Consider the following 16,427-nt stretch of genomic DNA (forward strand, 5'->3'; position numbering starts at 1 on the left):
CTCTCCCGCAGGCATCGGTCTTCGCCGGGGGCGTCGTCGGCCCCGACACGGCTGACGGTCACGGGAACGATCCCGCACCATAGAGGGCGGGGACGGCACGGAGCCGACCCCAGCGATCACTTACTCTACCCTAACGTTACGGTAGAGATCGGCGCCGGCCTCCTGTGGCCTTGGCGACAGACGAGGAAGGGCGCCCGCGTGAGCAGCGAGCACATGCAGATCGGCGAGGTCGCCGCACGGACCGAGCTGTCGCTGCGCACCATCCGGCACTACGAGGAGACCGGCCTGGTCATCCCGTCGGCCCGCTCCCAAGGCGGCTTCCGCCTCTACACCGAGGCCGATGTCGCCCGCCTGATGGTGATCCGCCGGATGAAGCCGCTCGGCTTCACCCTGGACGAGATGCGCGCCCTGCTGGAGGCCACCGACCGCCTCGACTCCGGCGAGGAGCTCACAGCAGACGAGCACGAAGCCTTGCTGGAGAGCATCCGGAGCTTCGAACGGTCCGCCCAACAGCGGGTGGCCGACCTGCGCACCCAGCTGGCACGTGCGGAGGAGTTCGCGGTCACGTTGGGCCGACGCCTTTCGCGGACTTCCGCGCCCTGAAGCGGGCCTCACCAGGGTGGTGCGGCACCGCGGGGCGCGGGGCGCCATGCCGCGAGGGTTCAGCGCAGGGCGCCCCGCTCCGGTCGTCAGGCCGGTTGTGCGGCGGAACGCGACGCCGGGGTCGGGGGATTGAGGGAGTGCGGGTAGGCGGCTGCCCGGTGCTGGAAGGAGAGGATCTTCGGGTTCTGCACGATCCCGTCGCGGATCTCGATGGCCTTCCTGACCGTGGTGTCGGCCTCCCATGCCGCGGGGCCGCTCATGACCTTGCGCAGGTAGGGGAGGAGCGCCTCGCTGATTTCCCACGTCGCCGAGTTCCACAGGTGGGACGGACTGTGATCCACCCCGTAGTAGTGGCAGCCCGGCCCGACCGTGTGCATCGGGTCGCCGAAGGTGGTCGGACGGGCCCAGGCGAAGCCCATGCCCTCGTCGCAGGAGACGTCGACGAAGAAGGTCCCCGGCCGGAACAGGGCGAGCTCCTCGTCGGTGACGAACGTCAGCGGTGCGTCGGTGTCCTGGAGGATGCAGTTGACGATGATGTCGAACCCGGCCAGGTACTCCGCCATCGGCACGGGGCCGGCCGCGGTGACCGCCTGCAGTCGCGACGGATCGTCGTCCTGCTCCTCGAAGTGGCCCATCACGACCGACGGCATCGGCGAGGCCACCGCCGCGGCGGCGCGCTGGGTGAGCACCGTGACGTCGGAGACGCCCATGGCCCCCAGACCCGTCACCGCTCCGCGCGCCGTGGCACCGAAGCTGATGACCACCGCGCGCATACGGCGCCCGTAGCTGCCCGTCAGCCCGCCGAGCTGGAGGGCGTGCAGCACCGAGCAGTAGCCGGCGAGCTCGTTGTTCTTGTGGAACACATGGACGCTGAAGGCGCCCGTGGAGGTCCAGTGGTTCATGGCCTCCCAGGCGATGAGGGTGAGCCGTCGGTCGATGCCGATCTGGGTCATCTTCTCGTCCTGCACGCAGTGCGGCCATCCCCACAGCACCTGGCCCTCGCGCAGCGCGGCGGCGTCCTCGTGCATCGGCTTGGGCAGCAGCAGGATGTCGCACTCGGCGAGGAGCTGCTCGCGGGAGCGCAGGCCGGCCACGAGCGGTCGCAGGGCATCGTCGTCGGCGCCGAACCGTTGGCCGTAGCTGTGTTCGAGGTAGATCTTCTTACGTACGTCCGGGGCAATCCGGTCGAGGTGGCCGGGGTGCAACGGCAGCCGGAACTCGTTCTCCTTGTGCGAGGAGGCGAGTACTCCCAGACTCTTCAGGCTCATGCGTTTCCTTGTCGTCTCATGCTTGTCGTTCGCGTCATCGTTCTTGTTCATCGCTGCTGCGTGCTGTGTACTGCCTGCCGCGTGCCGCGCCGATGTCGGCCCAGCGCCCGACGGCGTCCGGCGGTGTCTGCCGTCGGACGCCTGATCCGGGTCCATGGGTCAGGAGCGCTCGGTTCCGTGCCTGCGGATGCGCTCGTCCAGGGGGAGAGGCGTCTCGTCCAGGCCGGTGATCGAGCCGCTCGCCAGCCGTGCGCACGTTCCGTGGCAGGCGAGTTGTTGCTTGTCGTCACGGTGGGAGACCACCATCACGTCCGCGTCCGGCGCGTTGCGGTAGTCGGTACCGCAGATGAGGCAGGCCAAACCGGAGAGCATCTCGGCCGTCGGTTCGGGGCGGCCGCGGCGGCGGCCGGAGATTGCGTCCTGTGAATACATGCGTCCCGCATCCTCTTGATCGGTCTCGGGTGTGCGCGAGGTGCCGGCCACCCCTTGGGCAGCCTCGGAAACATCTCGGGAACCAGAAAATCCGCTAACGCGGGGCGCGGAACGGGGTGCGGAAGACAGTACGACGGTACGAACCAGGAGGCATGGGGCGGCCCATTTCCGGCCGGACCTGGCGTGCTCCGGCCCCTTGCCGTTCCCCGAGGGCGACGCCGAAACGGATGACGGCGTGCGAGGTGCGCTCGGTACGGCCACCGTACTCCGATCCGGGCCTCCGAGTGTGCCGGCCTCCGGAGCTTCCCGAACCGGTGCCCCGCCGCACTGCCGAGCTGCGGCACGGACTGTCCGTGCCTCTGTGGCCGCGCCGCCCGCGCCCGAGCGCCGGCGGTGTGGCCACCCTCGCCGGCCCGCCGCGCCGGGCGCCGGGAACCTTCGCACCGCCCCGGACGTTCGAGTGAGTGGTTGTAGTTGAAGTTTGCGAACGTGGAAGCGCCCGCGGAGTTCCGACAGCGGGCGCTTCGCCTCTTTTTTCGAGGGTTTTCTTCGACGGCGGACGACCAGCAGCCCGGGGCAGCGCGCGCGTGCGCGTCCCGAACTACTCGTCTTTTCGAAGGAGACATCACGTGGCCCAAGGAACCGTGAAGTCGTTCGACCCGGACACGGGATTCGGCTTCACCGCCACCCCAGGTCCCAAGGGCACGCAGGCCGACCAGGTACGCGCGCTCTGAGGACACCCCATGCCGAGGCGGGCCCGCACCGCGGGCCTGCTTCGTGCTGTCTCCGTACGGGCTTCCCGCATCCGGCGCCGTGTCCCCGCGCCGCCCGCGCCGGCCCGCGCACCCCGAGAGGAAAACCGTGAGCATTGACATCATCAACCGGGACACGGTTCCGGCGGATCCCGCCGGAACGACAGAACCCCCGCCCAGTGGCCGGGGCAGCGACTACGCGGCGCTGTCCCGAGAAGTGAAGCAGCGAGGACTGCTGAAAAGGCGGCCCGGCTACTACTCCGTCAAGATCGGGGCGAACCTGCTCCTGCTGGCCGCCGGATGGACCGCGTTCGCCCTGATCGGAGAGTCGTGGTGGCAGCTGCTGACCGCCGCCTTCCTCGCGGTGATGTTCACCCAGACCGGGTTCATCGGCCATGACGCCGGCCATCACCAGATCGCCGGCTCCAAGCGCGTCAACAACCTGCTCGGCCGCGTGCACGCCGACCTGCTGATCGGTCTCAGCTACGGCTGGTGGATCTCCAAGCACAACCGGCACCACGCCCACCCCAACCACGTCGACCGCGACCCCGACATCGCCGACGGCGCGATCGCTTTCACCCAGGACCAGGCCCGCGTCCGCCGCGGCGCGTATGCCTGGCTGGGCCGCCACCAGGCGTGGCTGTTCTTCCCGATGCTGCTCCTGGAAGGTCTCGCCCTGCACGTCGCCGGGGTGCAGGCGATGCTCGACCGCACCGGCAACCGTGACTCGCGGACGACCAAGGTCGCCGAGGCGAGCATGCTGACGGCGCACCTCGTCGGCTATGTCGCCGCCGTGTTCTGGGTACTGCCTCCCGTCCAGGCTCTGTGCTTCATCGCCGTGCACCAAGGTCTGTTCGGGCTGTACATGGGATGCTCGTTCGCTCCCAACCACAAGGGCATGCCCATCTTCGCCAAGGACGACAAGATCGACTTCCTGCGCCGGCAGGTACTGACCTCACGCAACATCCGCGGCCACCGGCTCACCGACTTCGCGCTCGGCGGACTGAACTACCAGATCGAACACCACCTGTTCCCCTCCATGCCGCGGCCGAGCCTGCGACATGCCCAGGAACTCGTGCGTACGTTCTGTGCGCGGCATGACATCGCCTACCTGGAGACCGGGCTCTTCCAGTCCTACGCCCAAGTGCTGCGGCACCTTCACGCGGTCGGTGGGCCCCTGCGCCCCGAACTGGAGTACTGAGAGCGAATCGACGGCGACCGCCCGCCGTCGAAGCACTCCCGCGCGCCAGAGGCGCCGGGTGAACATCGCCGACAGATGACGGACTCGGACCACACTTCCGACGAGGGCCACATGGGTGTACCAGTCGCTCTCGTCGAGGTCGGTCAGCCGGTCAGCGTGACCCCGGGGCCGGGCCGACCCCGCGGTGCGTCGAGTCACGGCGGCAACTAGCCTCGTTCTCAGGCGACTTCACCCCCAGGAGGTGCTCGCATGAAACGACGCACGTTCATCACCGCAGCCACCACGTCCCTGGCCGCCGCTCAACTCGCCGGCCGGGCGGACGCCGCCGAGGCAGCGGAGACGGCGGAGACGGGACGTGGCAGAGGTTACGAGATCGGCGCCCGCTTCTGGGGCGCGATGCCGACCGGGGTCACCGTCTCGCACCGCGGCCGCGTCTTCGTCAACTTCCCCCGGTGGGGCGACAACGTCCCCTTCACCGTCGCCGAAGTCCGCGACGGAAAGCCGGTGCCCTACCCCGATGCCGAGGTGAACCGCGAGAACGCCGCCGACCCGGCCGGGCACTTCCAGTCGGTACAGAGCGTCGTCGTCGACCCCGCGGACCGGCTCTGGATCCTCGACACGGGAAGCCCGTTGTTCGCTCCCAGCTCCTACGGCGGTCCCAAGCTCGTGGCGGTCGACCTGCGCACCAACCGGATCGCTCGGAAGATCCTCTTTCCCCCCGAGGTCGCGCCGGCCCACAGCTACCTCAACGACGTGCGCTTCGACCTGCGGCGCGGGGCCGAGGGCATGGCGTTCATCACCGACTCCTCCGAGCGGGGACCGAACGGCATCGTCGTCGTCGACCTCGCCACGGGCGCGTCGTGGCGGCGCCTGGCGAACCACCCCTCCGTGCTTGCGGACGAGAACTTCCTCCCCGTCATCGAAGGTGAACCCTTCATGAACCGCCCGGCGAACGGCGAACCCTCCCACCAGCGCGTCGGCTCCGACGGCATCGCCATCAGCGCGGACGGAAAGCGGCTCTTCTACTGCCCACTGTCGAGCCGCCGCCTCCACAGCGTGGCCGTCGACGCCCTCGCCGACCGGAACGCCTCCGACGCCGAAGTGGCCGCGACCGTCGCAAACCTCGGGTCCAAGCCCATGACCGACGGCATGGAGAGCGACGACAAGGGACGCGTGTACGGCGGCGACCTGGAGCGCAACGCCATCTGGCGCAGGAACCCGGACGGCACGTTCCACACCCTCACCCAGGGGCCCGATCTCATCTGGGTCGACACCCTCTCCGTCGCGCACGACCGCCACGTGTACGGCATCGCCAACCAGCTGAACCGCCAGGCCAACTACCACGAGGGCCAGGACCTGCGCCGCAAGCCCTACCTCCTGGTCCGCGCACCGATCGACGCCGGCCCGGTACTGCTCCGGTAGGGGGAGTGGCTTTCCGGGCGGCGAGCAAGGTGCCGCTGTGTACGCAAGGGGCCCCGGCGTCCGGCGTGCACGAAGTGCACAGGAACACGGCGTCATCGGCACAGACGCCCCGCTCCGTCGTTGGCAGTCTGTTGTCCACGACGCACCGGAGTCGACGCGCCGCCGGCGGCGTCCGAGACGGTGTCCGAGCCAGGAGGCACCCCGCATGGCCATCGATTTCACGCTGACTCCCGAGCAGCGGCAACTCAGGGAATCCGCCCAGGACTTCGCGCACAAGGTGTTAGCCGAGGTAGGCCCTGCCACCCGGCACCTGAGCAGCCCGGAAGAGCGCTGGAAGGCGACCCGGCCGATCTACGAGCAGACGGTCGCCGAGGGCTGGCTGCGCCGGATCCTCCCGGCGCCGGCCGGTGGCGAGGGGCAGGGCATGGTCGACTTCGCCCTGATCGCCGAGGAGTTCATCGCGGTCGACGTGAACGTGTCGCTCACTCTGTTCGCGGTCACCCTCGGTCTCACCCCCCTCATGACCGCCGGGAGCCCCGAACAACTGGAGGAGCACTTCGGCCGGTTCCTCGAACCCTCAGGTGCGCCCCTCGCCGCCTTCGCGTTCAGCGAGCCCGGCGGCAGCGCCAACTACGACGCCCCGACGCCGGCGGAAGGGGTCCGCACCACGGCGGAACCCGATGGCGACGAATGGGTCGTCAACGGCTCGAAGAAGTGGGTGTCGAGCGCCGGCGGCTGGGACGGCACCGGTCCCGACCTGCTGGCCGTGGTGTGCCGTACGAGTGTGGACGCGCCACCCGACGAGGCGCTGTCGGTCATCCTCGTGCCGGGGCCCGTCGAGGGCCTCACCGTGGACACCAGCCTCGACCTCCTCGGCCACCGGGCCCACCAGACCCCGGTGATCACCCTGCGCGATGTCCGGGTGCCGCGGGGCAACATCCTCGGCGCTCCCGGCGCCGGCCGGCAGATCGTGGCCGGCAGCTTCCTTCCGACCGCCGCGCTGGTCGGTGTCTTCGCCCTGGCCAAGATGCGCGCGGCGTTCGAGTTCGCGCTCGACTTCGCCAAACGGGAACGGCGCGGGGGAGCGGTGCCGATCATCGACCACCAGGCCGTCGGCTACGCCCTCGCGGACGCCAAGTCGGCCATGGAAGCGGTGCGTTACCTGTCCTGGAAGGCATGCCACGCCCTCGACACGCAGAGCCCGGCCGCGGCGGAACTGGCCCTGCACGCCAAGATCTTCGGCTCGGAGACAGCGGTACGGGTCATCACCGACCTGATGCGTGTGGTCGGCATCGACAGCTACAGCCACGAGAACCCGCTTGCCGAGATCCTCCAGGACGCCCTGGTCTACCCCCTGTTCGACGGCGGCAACCTCGGCGTCCGCCGCCGCCAACTGCACGCCATCCTCAGCGATCCGGCGTACGATCCGTCCTCGACCTACCTCGACGCCACCCCGTAACCGGTCGAGGAGGCCCCGGAGTGCCGATCACGGACACGCCGTGTTCGGCCAAGGCTCGGTCGGCGTGCTGGGGTGTGGTCACTGTCGGCGCAGATCCTTGACGCGGCGGAGTTTGCCCAGTGAGCGTTCCAGGGTTTCGGGGTCGACGACCGTGACTTCGACGGTGACGCCCACGCCGTCCTTGACGCTCCGGGCGATTTCCAGGGCGGCGGCCTTCCGCTGGTCGGGGCCGGTGCCGGGGCGGGCTTCGACGTGGACGGTCATGTGGTCCATCCGGCCGCGGTGGGTCAGCTGCACCTGGAAGTGCGGGGCGACGCCGGGCGTGCGCAGCACGATCTCCTCGATCTGGCTGGGGAAGACGTTCACCCCGCGCAGGATGATCATGTCGTCGCAGCGGCCGGTGATCTTCTGGATGCGGCGGAAGGCGGGGCGGGCGGTGCCGGGCAGCAGGCGGGTCAGGTCGCGGGTGCGGTAGCGGATGATCGGCAGGGCCTCCTTGGTGAGCGAGGTGAAGACGACTTCGCCCTCCTCGCCCTCGGCCAGCACGGCGTCCGTGACCGGGTCGACCACCTCGGGGTAGAAGTGGTCCTCCCAGACGTGCAGCCCGTCCTTGGTCTCCACGCACTCCTGTGCCACCCCCGGCCCGATCACCTCCGACAGGCCGTATATGTCGACGGCGTGGAGGTCCATGCGCCCCTCGATCTCGTGGCGCATCTCCTCCGTCCACGGCTCGGCGCCGAAGATGCCCACCTTCAGGGAACTGGTCCGTGGGTCGATGCCCTGCTTCTCGAACTCGTCGAGCAGGGTGAGCATGTAGGACGGGGTGACCATGATGATCTCGGGCTGGAAGTCCTGGATGATCTGCACCTGGCGTGCGGTCATGCCGCCGGAGGCGGGGATCACAGTGCAGCCGGCCCGCTCGGCCCCGTAGTGCGCGCCGAGACCGCCGGTGAACAGGCCGTAGCCGTAGGAGATGTGCACCTTGTGGCCGGGGCGGCCGCCGGCCGCGCGGATCGAACGGGCGACCATGTCCGCCCACATGGAGATGTCGTTCTCCGTGTAACCGACGACCGTGGGGCGGCCGGTGGTGCCGCTGGACGCGTGCACGCGCCGGACCTGGGACATGGGCACGGCGAACATGCCGAAGGGGTAGGTGTCCCGCAGGTCGGCCTTGGTGGTGAAGGGGAACCGGGACAGGTCCGCCAGCGAACGACAGTCCTCGGGCACGACGCCGGCCTCGTCGAACTTCTTCCGGTACAGCTCCACGTTGTCGTACGCGTGCCGCAACGTCGCGCGCAGCCGGCCGAGCTGAAGCTCCCTCAACTGCCCGCGGGTCAGCCGCTCGGCGTCGTCCAACAGGTCGTGGGGGAGCGGCTCGCCCCGGCGAGGCCCCGTCCCTGCCGCGGCCGTCGGTGCGCTGCCCATCGCGACTCCTTCGTCGTCGTGCTGTCAATTCTGCGGCTGCGTCCGCGGAACTCCGCGAGCACCTCGGCGCCGCGCAGAACGCTGACGTCGTAGATGCCGCTGCGGCCGAAGCTGACCCGGTCCTCGGCGATGGCCACCAACTCGTCGGCCTCGTAGGCCGGGGCCACGCTGGTGCCGTCGGCCCTGGCCGCGACGGTCACGGTCATCCGGAGGGTGGCGGCCCCCGCGCCGTGCTTCAGCATCTCGACAGCGAGACTCTGTGAGGCCTCGTCCGCGGCGAACATCGTCCCTGTGGGCGTGGCCTGCGCTGGAATCGAGTCCGTGGTCCGCGCCATCGTTTTCACCACCTCGTGCACCGACCGACCATTCGGTTAGCTTGCGGCACGGCCAAGTAATCCAGCCTCACCCTTGCCTGTCAAGAGGTGAAACGCGCGCCCCGAGCCCTGAGCGTCCGGGCTCCCGCCGAGGAGTATGCCGAGGTGACTCTGGGAGTGGTCGATCAGGCGGGAGAGGGCAACCGGGGCGTGGCCCGTATGGTCGGGCCGCTCGCCGGACTGCCGGAGGCCGTGCCGACTCCACTGCCAACCGGCTGTGCAACTCGGGCCTGACCGCCGTCATCTCCGCGGTCCAAGCCATCCGGGCTGGGCGAGGCCGACCGGGCTGTGCCAGCCGGTGCGGGTCCTGGAACAGCGGAGCCGGCCCCGCCGATCAGGGAGGCCACCGAAGAGGTCGCCGCGCAGGAAGAGGCCCCGCCCTTCGTCAGCGGAGGGGACGTCGCTTGGCGCGCCTGGACAATCGGACGGCGGCGAAGGTCACACCGGCCAAGAGGGTCACGATGCCGATGATCAGCAGGTAGCCCAGGCCCTCGGCTGCCACGCCGATGATGCCCAGGATGACGGCAATGAGGACGAGCAGCAGGAAGAGCGCCATGGCTCGGACACCTCCCTTGGACTGGGCACGCTCGCTCAGCGGCGTGCGAGTTGGCGTTCGCCGCCTGCGCCTGGCTGGTAGGCCATGCCGTAGTAGTGGAAGATCGCTTGTTCCTGCTCGGCGGGCAGGACGTCGTCAGTGCCGATCGAAGGGGCCTTTTTCACCAGGCTCTTGGCATAGGGGACCTTGAGGTAGTCCGGCCCGAGGAGCGCCTCGTCGAGGGGGACGAAGACCAGGTGCTGGCGGGTGGGCAGTCCGGTCCGGACGGTGGCTACCGCCGGCTCGTCGGTGGTGGTGTTCACGTAGACCGCTTCGAGTACGCCGATCTTGTGCCCCTTCGGATCGACGACATCGTGGTTGCGCCACTCACGGATATCGACTGCCCGGATCATGCGGCCTCCCTCCTGGCCGGGACGCCGGTCCGTGTCGGCCCCCACGGAATATCGCGCCCGGACATCTGAATCGGCAGCCTGAAACTTCTGCACATGAGAGTGAGCCAACCCGCATTCCATATTACTACGGTCAGTGCTGCTCGGACACGCTCGTGCACAGGCGTAAATCGTATAGTGGCTCGATCATGCTAACGCTGCCCGCGGGATCGCCGATCGGGTTCGCTCCTGGTGGCGCACCTTAAGACGGTTTCCTTCAGTGGTCTCACGTAGGGGTCCGCGTGAATCTCCCCCAGATTCCTCGCCTGCGTAATATGTGAGCGACAGAAGAATCAATTCCGTGTGGCCGAGAACTGCTAATTCGACGCCGCTGTCGTACTCGCGATGACGTCGATACGCGCAAACGCCATTCCCGCACCCGTGCCCCTTGGTACGGCGCGCAGCTATGCTGTCTGGCCGGTTCAAGGTCACCAATTCTGGGCCCTCGGTGATCACCGGGCACCTCGGGGTGCAACGGGCACGCTCGTGACGCGGCGGATTCCGGAACCGATGTGCACGGTGCGCCCCTTGGGGAGCGCGAGGGCGGTGTGACGCTGCCGGGCGCCGGGGCGGCACGACGCACCTACGTCGCGCCGTATCCGCAGTCTTTGGCCAGGACTACGCTGGGGGTGAGGCCCCAGTCCCCGGTATCGATGCTGTGTCCCGCTCCCGGGGAGGCCCGCCGTGTTCGTCCTGCTGCTCATCCTCATCATGGTCTTGTTCGGTTTCGGCTTCCTCCATCCCATCTGGTGGGCGGCCGCGGCGGTGCTGGTCTTCGGTGCCACCCGCTATGGCCGCGATCGGGGCGGGGCCGGGGGCCGAGACCGTAGCAACAGGTCCGATCTTGGGGACTACAGGGTCTACCAGGAGCGCCGGGATCGTCAGGAACGCTGGGAGCGTCGCTACAACCGCCGGCACCGAGCGCGCTGGGGGCGCTAGGACCGGCAGGACCGCGAACACCGGGGGTGAGCCGCGAAGCGACCGAACAGCGAAGGGATCCGGAACGGCTTCAACCAGGCCGGACACGTCGAGAGCCCGGAGAGGCGCACACCATGCAAGGCACAAGCCCGATTCAAGAAGAGTGGTGGGATCTGAAGGCCGACGCCTCGTGGAGGAACGCGCCGGTCGGGCAGGACGTCGTCGTGCTGCTCGCCGAGAACGATCAGCTGCGGCGGGCACTGTCCGGCCGCGTGGTGGTCGACCAGGCCTGTGGCATGGTGATGGCCCTGACCCCCTGCCGTCGTGGGGCGGCCAGGAACCTGCTGGTGGATGTCTCACGGCAGTGCGATCTCGGCCTCCGGGAAGTGGCCGCGGTTCTGGTCGCCACCTCGGAGGGTGAGCAGCTCCCGGGGCAGATCCATCGGGCGCTGCTTCGTGCGCTGCGGCGGTTTCATACAGCAGACCTGCGATGAGATCCATGCCGACCAGGCAGTCCTTCGGTAGGGAGAGATCATGATTCACGCAGCGGATGTCCGGGAATGGCGCGACCTCGACGTCGTCGATACCGAGTCCCACAAGATCGGTGTCCTCGAAGCGGTCTATGTGGACACCACCACCGATGAGCCGGCCATGGCGACGGTGCGGACCGGTCTGCCCACCCGGCACCGTCTGGTGTTCGTCCCCCTTGGGGGCGCGATCGTCGGGCCGGGCTACCTCAAGGTCGGCTATGTCAAGACGCTGGTGAAGCAGGCTCCTTCGATCGGCACCGACGACGTGCTGCCCGCCGACCAGGAGGAAGCGATCTTCAAGCACTACGGGCTGCCCTACAAGCCCGGTGCGGCCGGCGAGAGGCAACTGGCGCGCCGCTGACCGTCCATGGGCACGACGACTGCGTTGCGAAGACTGAGTTGTGAGGACTGAGTTGTGAGGACTGCTGAGGTACGCACCATGCGCCAGGTGGCCGCGCCCCGTGAAGAACGGCCGCCGCTGACGGCTGTGGTTTCGGCAGGCGATGCGGCTCTGCTGGCCGAGGTCGTCGAACTGCGTGCCAAGAACGAGCAGTTGGAGCGGGCGCTGACGACCCGTGCGGTGATCGACCAGTCGCGCGGCATGGTGATGGCTCTGGCACCGTGCTCCAGCGAGAGGGCCTGGGACCTGCTGGTGGGCCTGTCGCAGCACTGCAACATCAAGCTCCGGGACGTGGCTGCGGCCCTGGTCGCCACGACGAAGGACGAGACGCTCCCGGAAGAGATACAGCGGGAGTTTCGCCGGGCGCTGCGGCGCCTGCACGCGGCGGACCGGGGCGGGAGCGACGGAATGCCCTCCCGCGGACGGCACCGGGAGCTGTGAGCTCAACTCTCCGGTGCCTTCGTCCGGGCCGGCCGTCGGACGCCCCTCCTGTGTAGCCCACCCCGGGGCCCTCAAACACCGGCCCGAGGTGGCGCTGAGCGCGAGGAGCGAGACATCGGCGGCCGGGCCGCGCTCACCGAACCGGGCGCCTTGGGAGGCACGGGCCTCGGTGAGCCCGTTGCAGTAGAGGAAGAGTGCCTCGCCGGGCAGGAGTTGAACGGCCTGGAAGACGAAGTCAGCGTGCTGCGGGCGCCGAGAGCGTCCCTCCGGCCAGGGTGAGGGCGAAGCCGCCCGCGGGGTCACGGTTGCGGCCGGAGCGTCGAACAGGCGGGCGGCCGGTGCGGCGATCCGATCGAATGCCCCGTCGGGCGGAGTGCTCAGGATGTCGTGATGACGCACCGCCGCGATCCGCCGCCCCTCCCGCTCGGGCGACAGATCCACGCGCGCTCCTCCAGACCTCCACACGCGTCGCGTCCGGCCGGCGTGGACGGCTATTCGGGCCGTTGGGTCTGGTCGTTGTGGGCGAGGCCGTCCGGATGTTCCGCCGTGCGCTCGCCAAGAGGAAGAACGAGTACGCGTAGGTTCGTCGGGCCGGGCAGGCGGTGGATCTGTCCCGCCTTCTGCCAGCCCCAGTTCTCGAAGGTGGCGCAGGCCGAACGGTCGGACTGGTCCACCAACGCGACACCGAGCGAGGACTGGTGGTCGGAGAGCAGACGCTCCTGGAGTCGGCGGGCGAGCCCGTGGGCGTGCTGGTGCGGATGGACGAGAGTTTCGAGGATCGCGAAGACATGCCCGGACGCGGTCAGTTGCTCCAGGTTCTGCGGCAGCGGTCCGTCGAACCCCTCCCACCAGGAGCCGTCGCGCGGCACGGGGAACCCTGAGACACAGCCGGTCAAAGCCTCTGCCTCGGCGACCAGCATGTCGAATCCCGGCAGCTGTACGTCGCCCGCCAGGCGGTGCAGGAACTCCTGCCGGCCGTGGAACTCCTCACCGGGAGCGGCGGCGGAGGACTCCACGTACAGGTCCGCCAGGTCCTCCCGCATGCCCTCGGCCTGCCAGCGGTTCAGCCGGCGCAGACGCACCGTGTCCATCGCGGACGGTTCGGAGCCTTCGAGTTCGTGTGGTTGCCGTGGAGCGGGCATGACGTGCCTCGGTTCAGGGGGCCGGAGGATGTGCGGGACTGCCATCGTGGCCGATGGGCGGTGCGGTGCCTGGGTCTGGGACGTCTGTACAGCAGCATAGCCTCGGATCGACGCCGCGCCGGGGCCTGTTGGGGGCACGGGGTCACTGTGGCGCCGGCAGATGGACGGTGAGTGCGCCGACCGGCGTGTCGAGGACGGGGTGGGACGTGGCGACGAGCCTGGGTATGGGCGCCGCCCCTGGGCAGCCGCAGTTGTGTCGCGGAGAGCTGTTTGAAGGCGGACTGTCGGGGAACCCACCCGGTGTGCTTCAGACCGGAGGCACGCCCGTGGGAGCAGCTTGCGCTGCTCCCCTGTGCGCTGCGGTCTGCCGGCTCCCACGGTGAGTGACGCCACCCATCAGGGAGACACGCGCCCATGCCGGACCGACGCACACAGAGCTCACGAAGCGCATCCCCCTCCGACGGCTACGACGACTCGCCGGACACCGACGCCGCGTTCAGCCGAATCGCTGCCCTGCCGGACGGCCCGGAGAAGTCCGCGCTGCGGCAGGAAGTGGTGTGCGCCTGGATGCCGATGGCCGTACGGCTCGCCGGGCGCTTCCGCCATCGCGGTGAGACCTTCGAGGACCTCAAGCAGGTCGCCCAACTGGGCCTGGTCAAGGCGGTGGCCGGCTTCGACCCCAGTCGCGGCACCGCCTTCCAGAGCTTTGCCATACCGACGATCCTCGGCCAGGTGAAGCGGCACTTCCGTGACGAACTGTGGATCGTGCATGTGCCGCGCCGCGTACAGGAACTGCGCAGCCGGGTCCGCTCCGCCGACAATGAGCTGTGCTCTTCGCTGGGAGGCCGCACCCCCGCAGTCCACGAGATCGCCACACACACCGGTCTGACCGACGCGGAGGTGCGGCTGGGCCAGGGGGCGCTGGAGAGCTTTGCCCCCCGGTCCTTGGACGGCGTGCCCGGCCACTCCGAGGACAGCCGGCCCTTGACCGACATCCTCGGTGGCCCGGAGCCCGGCTTCGACCGGGTCGTCAACCGTGAGGCGCTCCGCCCCCTGCTGCAGGCACTGCCCGAACGCGAACGGCAGATCCTGTACATGAGGTTCTTCTGTGACATGACGCAGGCCCGCATCGGCCTGCAGCTCGGTGTCTCTCAGATGCACGTCTCCCGTCTGATCACCCGCACCTGCGCACGTCTGCACGACCAGGTGATGGCCGACACCCACGATCTGAGGAGGGCATCGTGACAACGTCCCAGACGCGCGGGCGGCGATCGGGCTGACTGTCTTCGGCGCCTCCTGCTTCTCCTTCGCTTTCGCGTTCCGGATGCGGTCAGGCGCAGAGACCAGGGAGGCGTTCGGAGTCGTCGATGAAGGCGCGGGCCACGTCGGACAGGCGTCGGTTGTGGGTGCGGGCATAGCCGCGCAGTGCGGTGAAGGCCTGCTCCATGTCGATGCTCTGGCGTTCGGCGAGTTTCCCTTGGCCTGCTCGATCAGTACCCGGCTGTTGAGCGCCGTCTGGAGCTGTTCGTTGAGCACCGTGCTGCGGTGGTGGCACCGAGTGTCGCCCGCTGGCCGGTCAGCAGCCGATCCTGCAACCGGCGGGTCACGTCCTCGCCCTGGGGATGCGGGCGGACCAGAGTGTCGGTGATCGCGAAGACGCTTCCTGACTCGGTGAGTTGCTCGATGCTGTGCGGTGAGGCTCCGTCACATCCGAGCCACCGGAAGCCGTCGCCGCGGATCGGGAATCCGAAGGCGCATCCCACCAGGCCGTCCGTCTCCGCGATCACCATGGCGAACCCCGGCCGACGGATGTCGGAGGCGAGACGGTTCAGGTAGTGCCGACGGCTGGGACGGCGGTACGCCTCACGGGATGACGTCTCGCGGGAGGCCACGTACAGATCCGCCAGCTCCCCGCCCAGGCCCTGCGCCAGCCGGCGGTTCACTCGGCGCAACCGCACCGCGCTCATGGTGGGCGACTCGCCGACACGGAGCTCAGCGCTCACCCGAAGCCTGCCCGGGACCAGGGGAGATCAACTGTGGGCACGTGACGCACCTGAGTCGGAGTCCGCCGGTGCCGGCCGGCGGATGTCCGGAAACAGCCGCCCGAAGCGGAACGCCACGCCCTTCTCATGCTGTTGGATTCGCGCAGGCTCATGGTGAGCGGCACCGGACCGGCCACGGTGAACACCGCCGGCGCGGTGATCAGAACACCCATGGTTCCCACATTCCTTACGTCGGTGGTGTCCCGGAACCCGAGCGGTCCGGGACACACGGCGCGGGAACACCCCGGCCTGTCGTCTGCGGTGCGGCGGCCGGGGTCCTGGGCTGCGGGTTGTGTGACTGCTGAGCGGTACGGCTCCCGCCGGTCCTGTCAGCCGGGAGGGCGGGACGGTACGACGGTCCGGCCGGCCGGGGTGACACCGGCGGCGGCGAGAACATGCTCGGCCGAGACGGCGTTGTCGTCCCGTACGGCCATGGCCATCGCGGCGTGAGCGGGGGAGGGGGCTGTCTGCGGAGGTATCACCAGGAACAGGAAATGGTCCTGGGCACCCCGGGTGACGATCATCGTGCTGTCCCCGACGGCGGACCAGTCGATATGGACCGTATGCCCCGCGACGACCAGATGGCCCGGGGTCTCGTCCCAGTCGCTCGTGTCGAGGCCGACGCTGGTGATGGTGCCCAGCCGGGCCGTCAGCGCGATGACCAGGCCGGACAGTTGGCTCCCGATGTCGCGGGACCGTGGCCACCACGCGCCGTCGAATGTCCCCGTGCGCTTGGGTGTGGTCTCCATCCGCAGGACCGCGGTACCGGGAAGCACCGGCTCAATGCTGGTGTCTGCCAGGAGTCGGGTGGGGGGCATGATGACTCACTTCCCTTGTGTCCGGGCCCGGCGCCGTGGCCGGAGTCGCCCACGTCCCCCGTCGCGATGGTCTCGGCGATCATCGGTACCGCTCGTTGCGGCGCGACCGCGAACCTTCCGCGGGGCCGATGGCGCCGGCCCCCGCCCGGCCGGCCGGGCGCGGTTGTAGTGGAAGGCCGCGATGCGCTCGTCGTGCTGGTTGTTGAGCAGGTGGAT

General features: G+C 69.2%; 19 protein-coding genes and 1 pseudogene. 10 read left to right on the forward strand and 10 right to left on the reverse strand.

Features of this window, described 5'->3' with window-relative positions; translation table 11 throughout:
- Window positions 1-198: 198 nt before the first annotated feature.
- A complete protein-coding gene (locus AB0I18_RS39735) occupies window positions 199-603 on the forward strand; it encodes a MerR family transcriptional regulator (RefSeq protein ID WP_363110602.1) in 405 nt (134 codons plus the stop codon).
- Window positions 604-689: 86 nt separating this feature from the next.
- Here the strand turns inward: AB0I18_RS39735 and AB0I18_RS39740 are convergent, their stop codons facing one another.
- Entirely contained in the window at window positions 690-1,871 is a 1,182-nt protein-coding gene (locus AB0I18_RS39740; RefSeq protein WP_363110603.1) for a N(5)-(carboxyethyl)ornithine synthase, read from the reverse strand.
- A 159-nt stretch (window positions 1,872-2,030) separates the two neighbouring features.
- Window positions 2,031-2,303 carry a hypothetical protein gene (locus AB0I18_RS39745; RefSeq protein ID WP_363110604.1) on the reverse strand — a complete coding sequence of 91 codons (273 nt, stop codon included), beginning with the start codon at window positions 2,301-2,303 and terminating at the stop codon, window positions 2,031-2,033.
- A gap of 861 nt (window positions 2,304-3,164) precedes the next feature.
- Here AB0I18_RS39745 and AB0I18_RS39750 point away from each other — a divergent pair.
- The 3 genes from AB0I18_RS39750 to AB0I18_RS39760 all read left to right on the forward strand — a co-directional run bounded on the left by AB0I18_RS39750 (window position 3,165) and on the right by AB0I18_RS39760 (window position 7,137).
- Window positions 3,165-4,256 carry an acyl-CoA desaturase gene (locus AB0I18_RS39750; RefSeq protein ID WP_363110605.1) on the forward strand — a complete coding sequence of 364 codons (1,092 nt, stop codon included), beginning with the start codon at window positions 3,165-3,167 and terminating at the stop codon, window positions 4,254-4,256.
- A gap of 249 nt (window positions 4,257-4,505) precedes the next feature.
- On the forward strand, window positions 4,506-5,678 hold the full coding sequence (locus AB0I18_RS39755) for an L-dopachrome tautomerase-related protein (protein ID WP_363110606.1): 1,173 nt from the start codon (window positions 4,506-4,508) through the stop codon (window positions 5,676-5,678).
- A gap of 205 nt (window positions 5,679-5,883) precedes the next feature.
- Complete coding sequence (locus tag AB0I18_RS39760; protein WP_363110607.1) at window positions 5,884-7,137, forward strand: acyl-CoA dehydrogenase family protein; 1,254 nt, start codon at window positions 5,884-5,886, stop codon at window positions 7,135-7,137.
- Between the two features lie 78 nt (window positions 7,138-7,215).
- Here the strand turns inward: AB0I18_RS39760 and paaK are convergent, their stop codons facing one another.
- Window positions 7,216-8,562, reverse strand: coding sequence for a phenylacetate--CoA ligase PaaK (gene paaK, locus AB0I18_RS39765; protein ID WP_363110608.1), 1,347 nt, complete (start codon window positions 8,560-8,562; stop codon window positions 7,216-7,218).
- Entirely contained in the window at window positions 8,472-8,897 is a 426-nt protein-coding gene (locus tag AB0I18_RS39770) for a phenylacetic acid degradation protein PaaD (RefSeq protein WP_363110609.1), read from the reverse strand. The genes paaK and AB0I18_RS39770 overlap by 91 nt, the downstream gene beginning before the upstream one ends.
- A 123-nt stretch (window positions 8,898-9,020) precedes the next feature.
- On the opposite strand from AB0I18_RS39770, the pseudogene AB0I18_RS39775 reads away from it, so the two are divergent.
- Window positions 9,021-9,227 (forward strand): annotated as a pseudogene (locus AB0I18_RS39775) (3-oxoadipyl-CoA thiolase); the annotation flags it as partial.
- A gap of 94 nt (window positions 9,228-9,321) precedes the next feature.
- Here AB0I18_RS39775 and AB0I18_RS39780 read toward each other — a convergent pair.
- Together AB0I18_RS39780 and AB0I18_RS39785 are read right to left on the reverse strand one after the other, a co-directional pair.
- The gene (locus AB0I18_RS39780; protein ID WP_363110610.1) at window positions 9,322-9,492 is read right to left on the reverse strand and encodes a hypothetical protein; all 171 of its coding nucleotides are present in this window, start codon (window positions 9,490-9,492) and stop codon (window positions 9,322-9,324) included.
- Window positions 9,493-9,527: 35 nt separating this feature from the next.
- Entirely contained in the window at window positions 9,528-9,884 is a 357-nt protein-coding gene (locus tag AB0I18_RS39785) for a PRC-barrel domain-containing protein (RefSeq protein WP_363110611.1), read from the reverse strand.
- Between the two features lie 720 nt (window positions 9,885-10,604).
- Here AB0I18_RS39785 and AB0I18_RS39790 point away from each other — a divergent pair.
- The 4 genes from AB0I18_RS39790 (at window position 10,605) to AB0I18_RS39805 (ending at window position 12,209) form a co-directional block, all read left to right on the forward strand.
- Window positions 10,605-10,859: a hypothetical protein gene (locus AB0I18_RS39790; RefSeq protein ID WP_363110612.1), complete on the forward strand. Its 255-nt coding sequence runs from the start codon at window positions 10,605-10,607 to the stop codon at window positions 10,857-10,859.
- Between the two features lie 113 nt (window positions 10,860-10,972).
- Window positions 10,973-11,332: an ANTAR domain-containing protein gene (locus tag AB0I18_RS39795; protein ID WP_363110613.1), complete on the forward strand. Its 360-nt coding sequence runs from the start codon at window positions 10,973-10,975 to the stop codon at window positions 11,330-11,332.
- Between the two features lie 40 nt (window positions 11,333-11,372).
- Window positions 11,373-11,729, forward strand: a complete 357-nt coding sequence (locus tag AB0I18_RS39800; protein WP_363110614.1) for a PRC-barrel domain-containing protein — start codon at window positions 11,373-11,375, stop codon at window positions 11,727-11,729.
- Between the two features lie 54 nt (window positions 11,730-11,783).
- Window positions 11,784-12,209: an ANTAR domain-containing protein gene (locus AB0I18_RS39805; RefSeq protein ID WP_363110615.1), complete on the forward strand. Its 426-nt coding sequence runs from the start codon at window positions 11,784-11,786 to the stop codon at window positions 12,207-12,209.
- A gap of 491 nt (window positions 12,210-12,700) precedes the next feature.
- On the opposite strand, the gene AB0I18_RS39810 is transcribed toward AB0I18_RS39805, so the two are convergent.
- Window positions 12,701-13,351, reverse strand: a complete 651-nt coding sequence (locus AB0I18_RS39810; protein WP_363110616.1) for a hypothetical protein — start codon at window positions 13,349-13,351, stop codon at window positions 12,701-12,703.
- 414 nt (window positions 13,352-13,765) lie between these two features.
- On the opposite strand from AB0I18_RS39810, the gene AB0I18_RS39815 reads away from it, so the two are divergent.
- Window positions 13,766-14,596, forward strand: coding sequence for a SigB/SigF/SigG family RNA polymerase sigma factor (locus tag AB0I18_RS39815; RefSeq protein ID WP_363110617.1), 831 nt, complete (start codon window positions 13,766-13,768; stop codon window positions 14,594-14,596).
- Between the two features lie 85 nt (window positions 14,597-14,681).
- Here the strand turns inward: AB0I18_RS39815 and AB0I18_RS39820 are convergent, their stop codons facing one another.
- From AB0I18_RS39820 to AB0I18_RS39830, 3 genes are all read right to left on the reverse strand, one after another.
- Window positions 14,682-14,798: a hypothetical protein gene (locus AB0I18_RS39820; RefSeq protein ID WP_363110618.1), complete on the reverse strand. Its 117-nt coding sequence runs from the start codon at window positions 14,796-14,798 to the stop codon at window positions 14,682-14,684.
- Window positions 14,799-14,841: 43 nt separating this feature from the next.
- Complete coding sequence (locus AB0I18_RS39825; protein ID WP_363110619.1) at window positions 14,842-15,354, reverse strand: hypothetical protein; 513 nt, start codon at window positions 15,352-15,354, stop codon at window positions 14,842-14,844.
- A 368-nt stretch (window positions 15,355-15,722) separates the two neighbouring features.
- Window positions 15,723-16,211, reverse strand: coding sequence for a DUF5994 family protein (locus AB0I18_RS39830; RefSeq protein ID WP_363110620.1), 489 nt, complete (start codon window positions 16,209-16,211; stop codon window positions 15,723-15,725).
- Between the last annotated feature and the right edge of the window lie 216 nt (window positions 16,212-16,427).

The sequence above is a fragment of the Streptomyces sp. NPDC050704 genome (genome assembly GCF_040654355.1).
GTDB lineage: Bacteria > Actinomycetota > Actinomycetes > Streptomycetales > Streptomycetaceae > Streptomyces.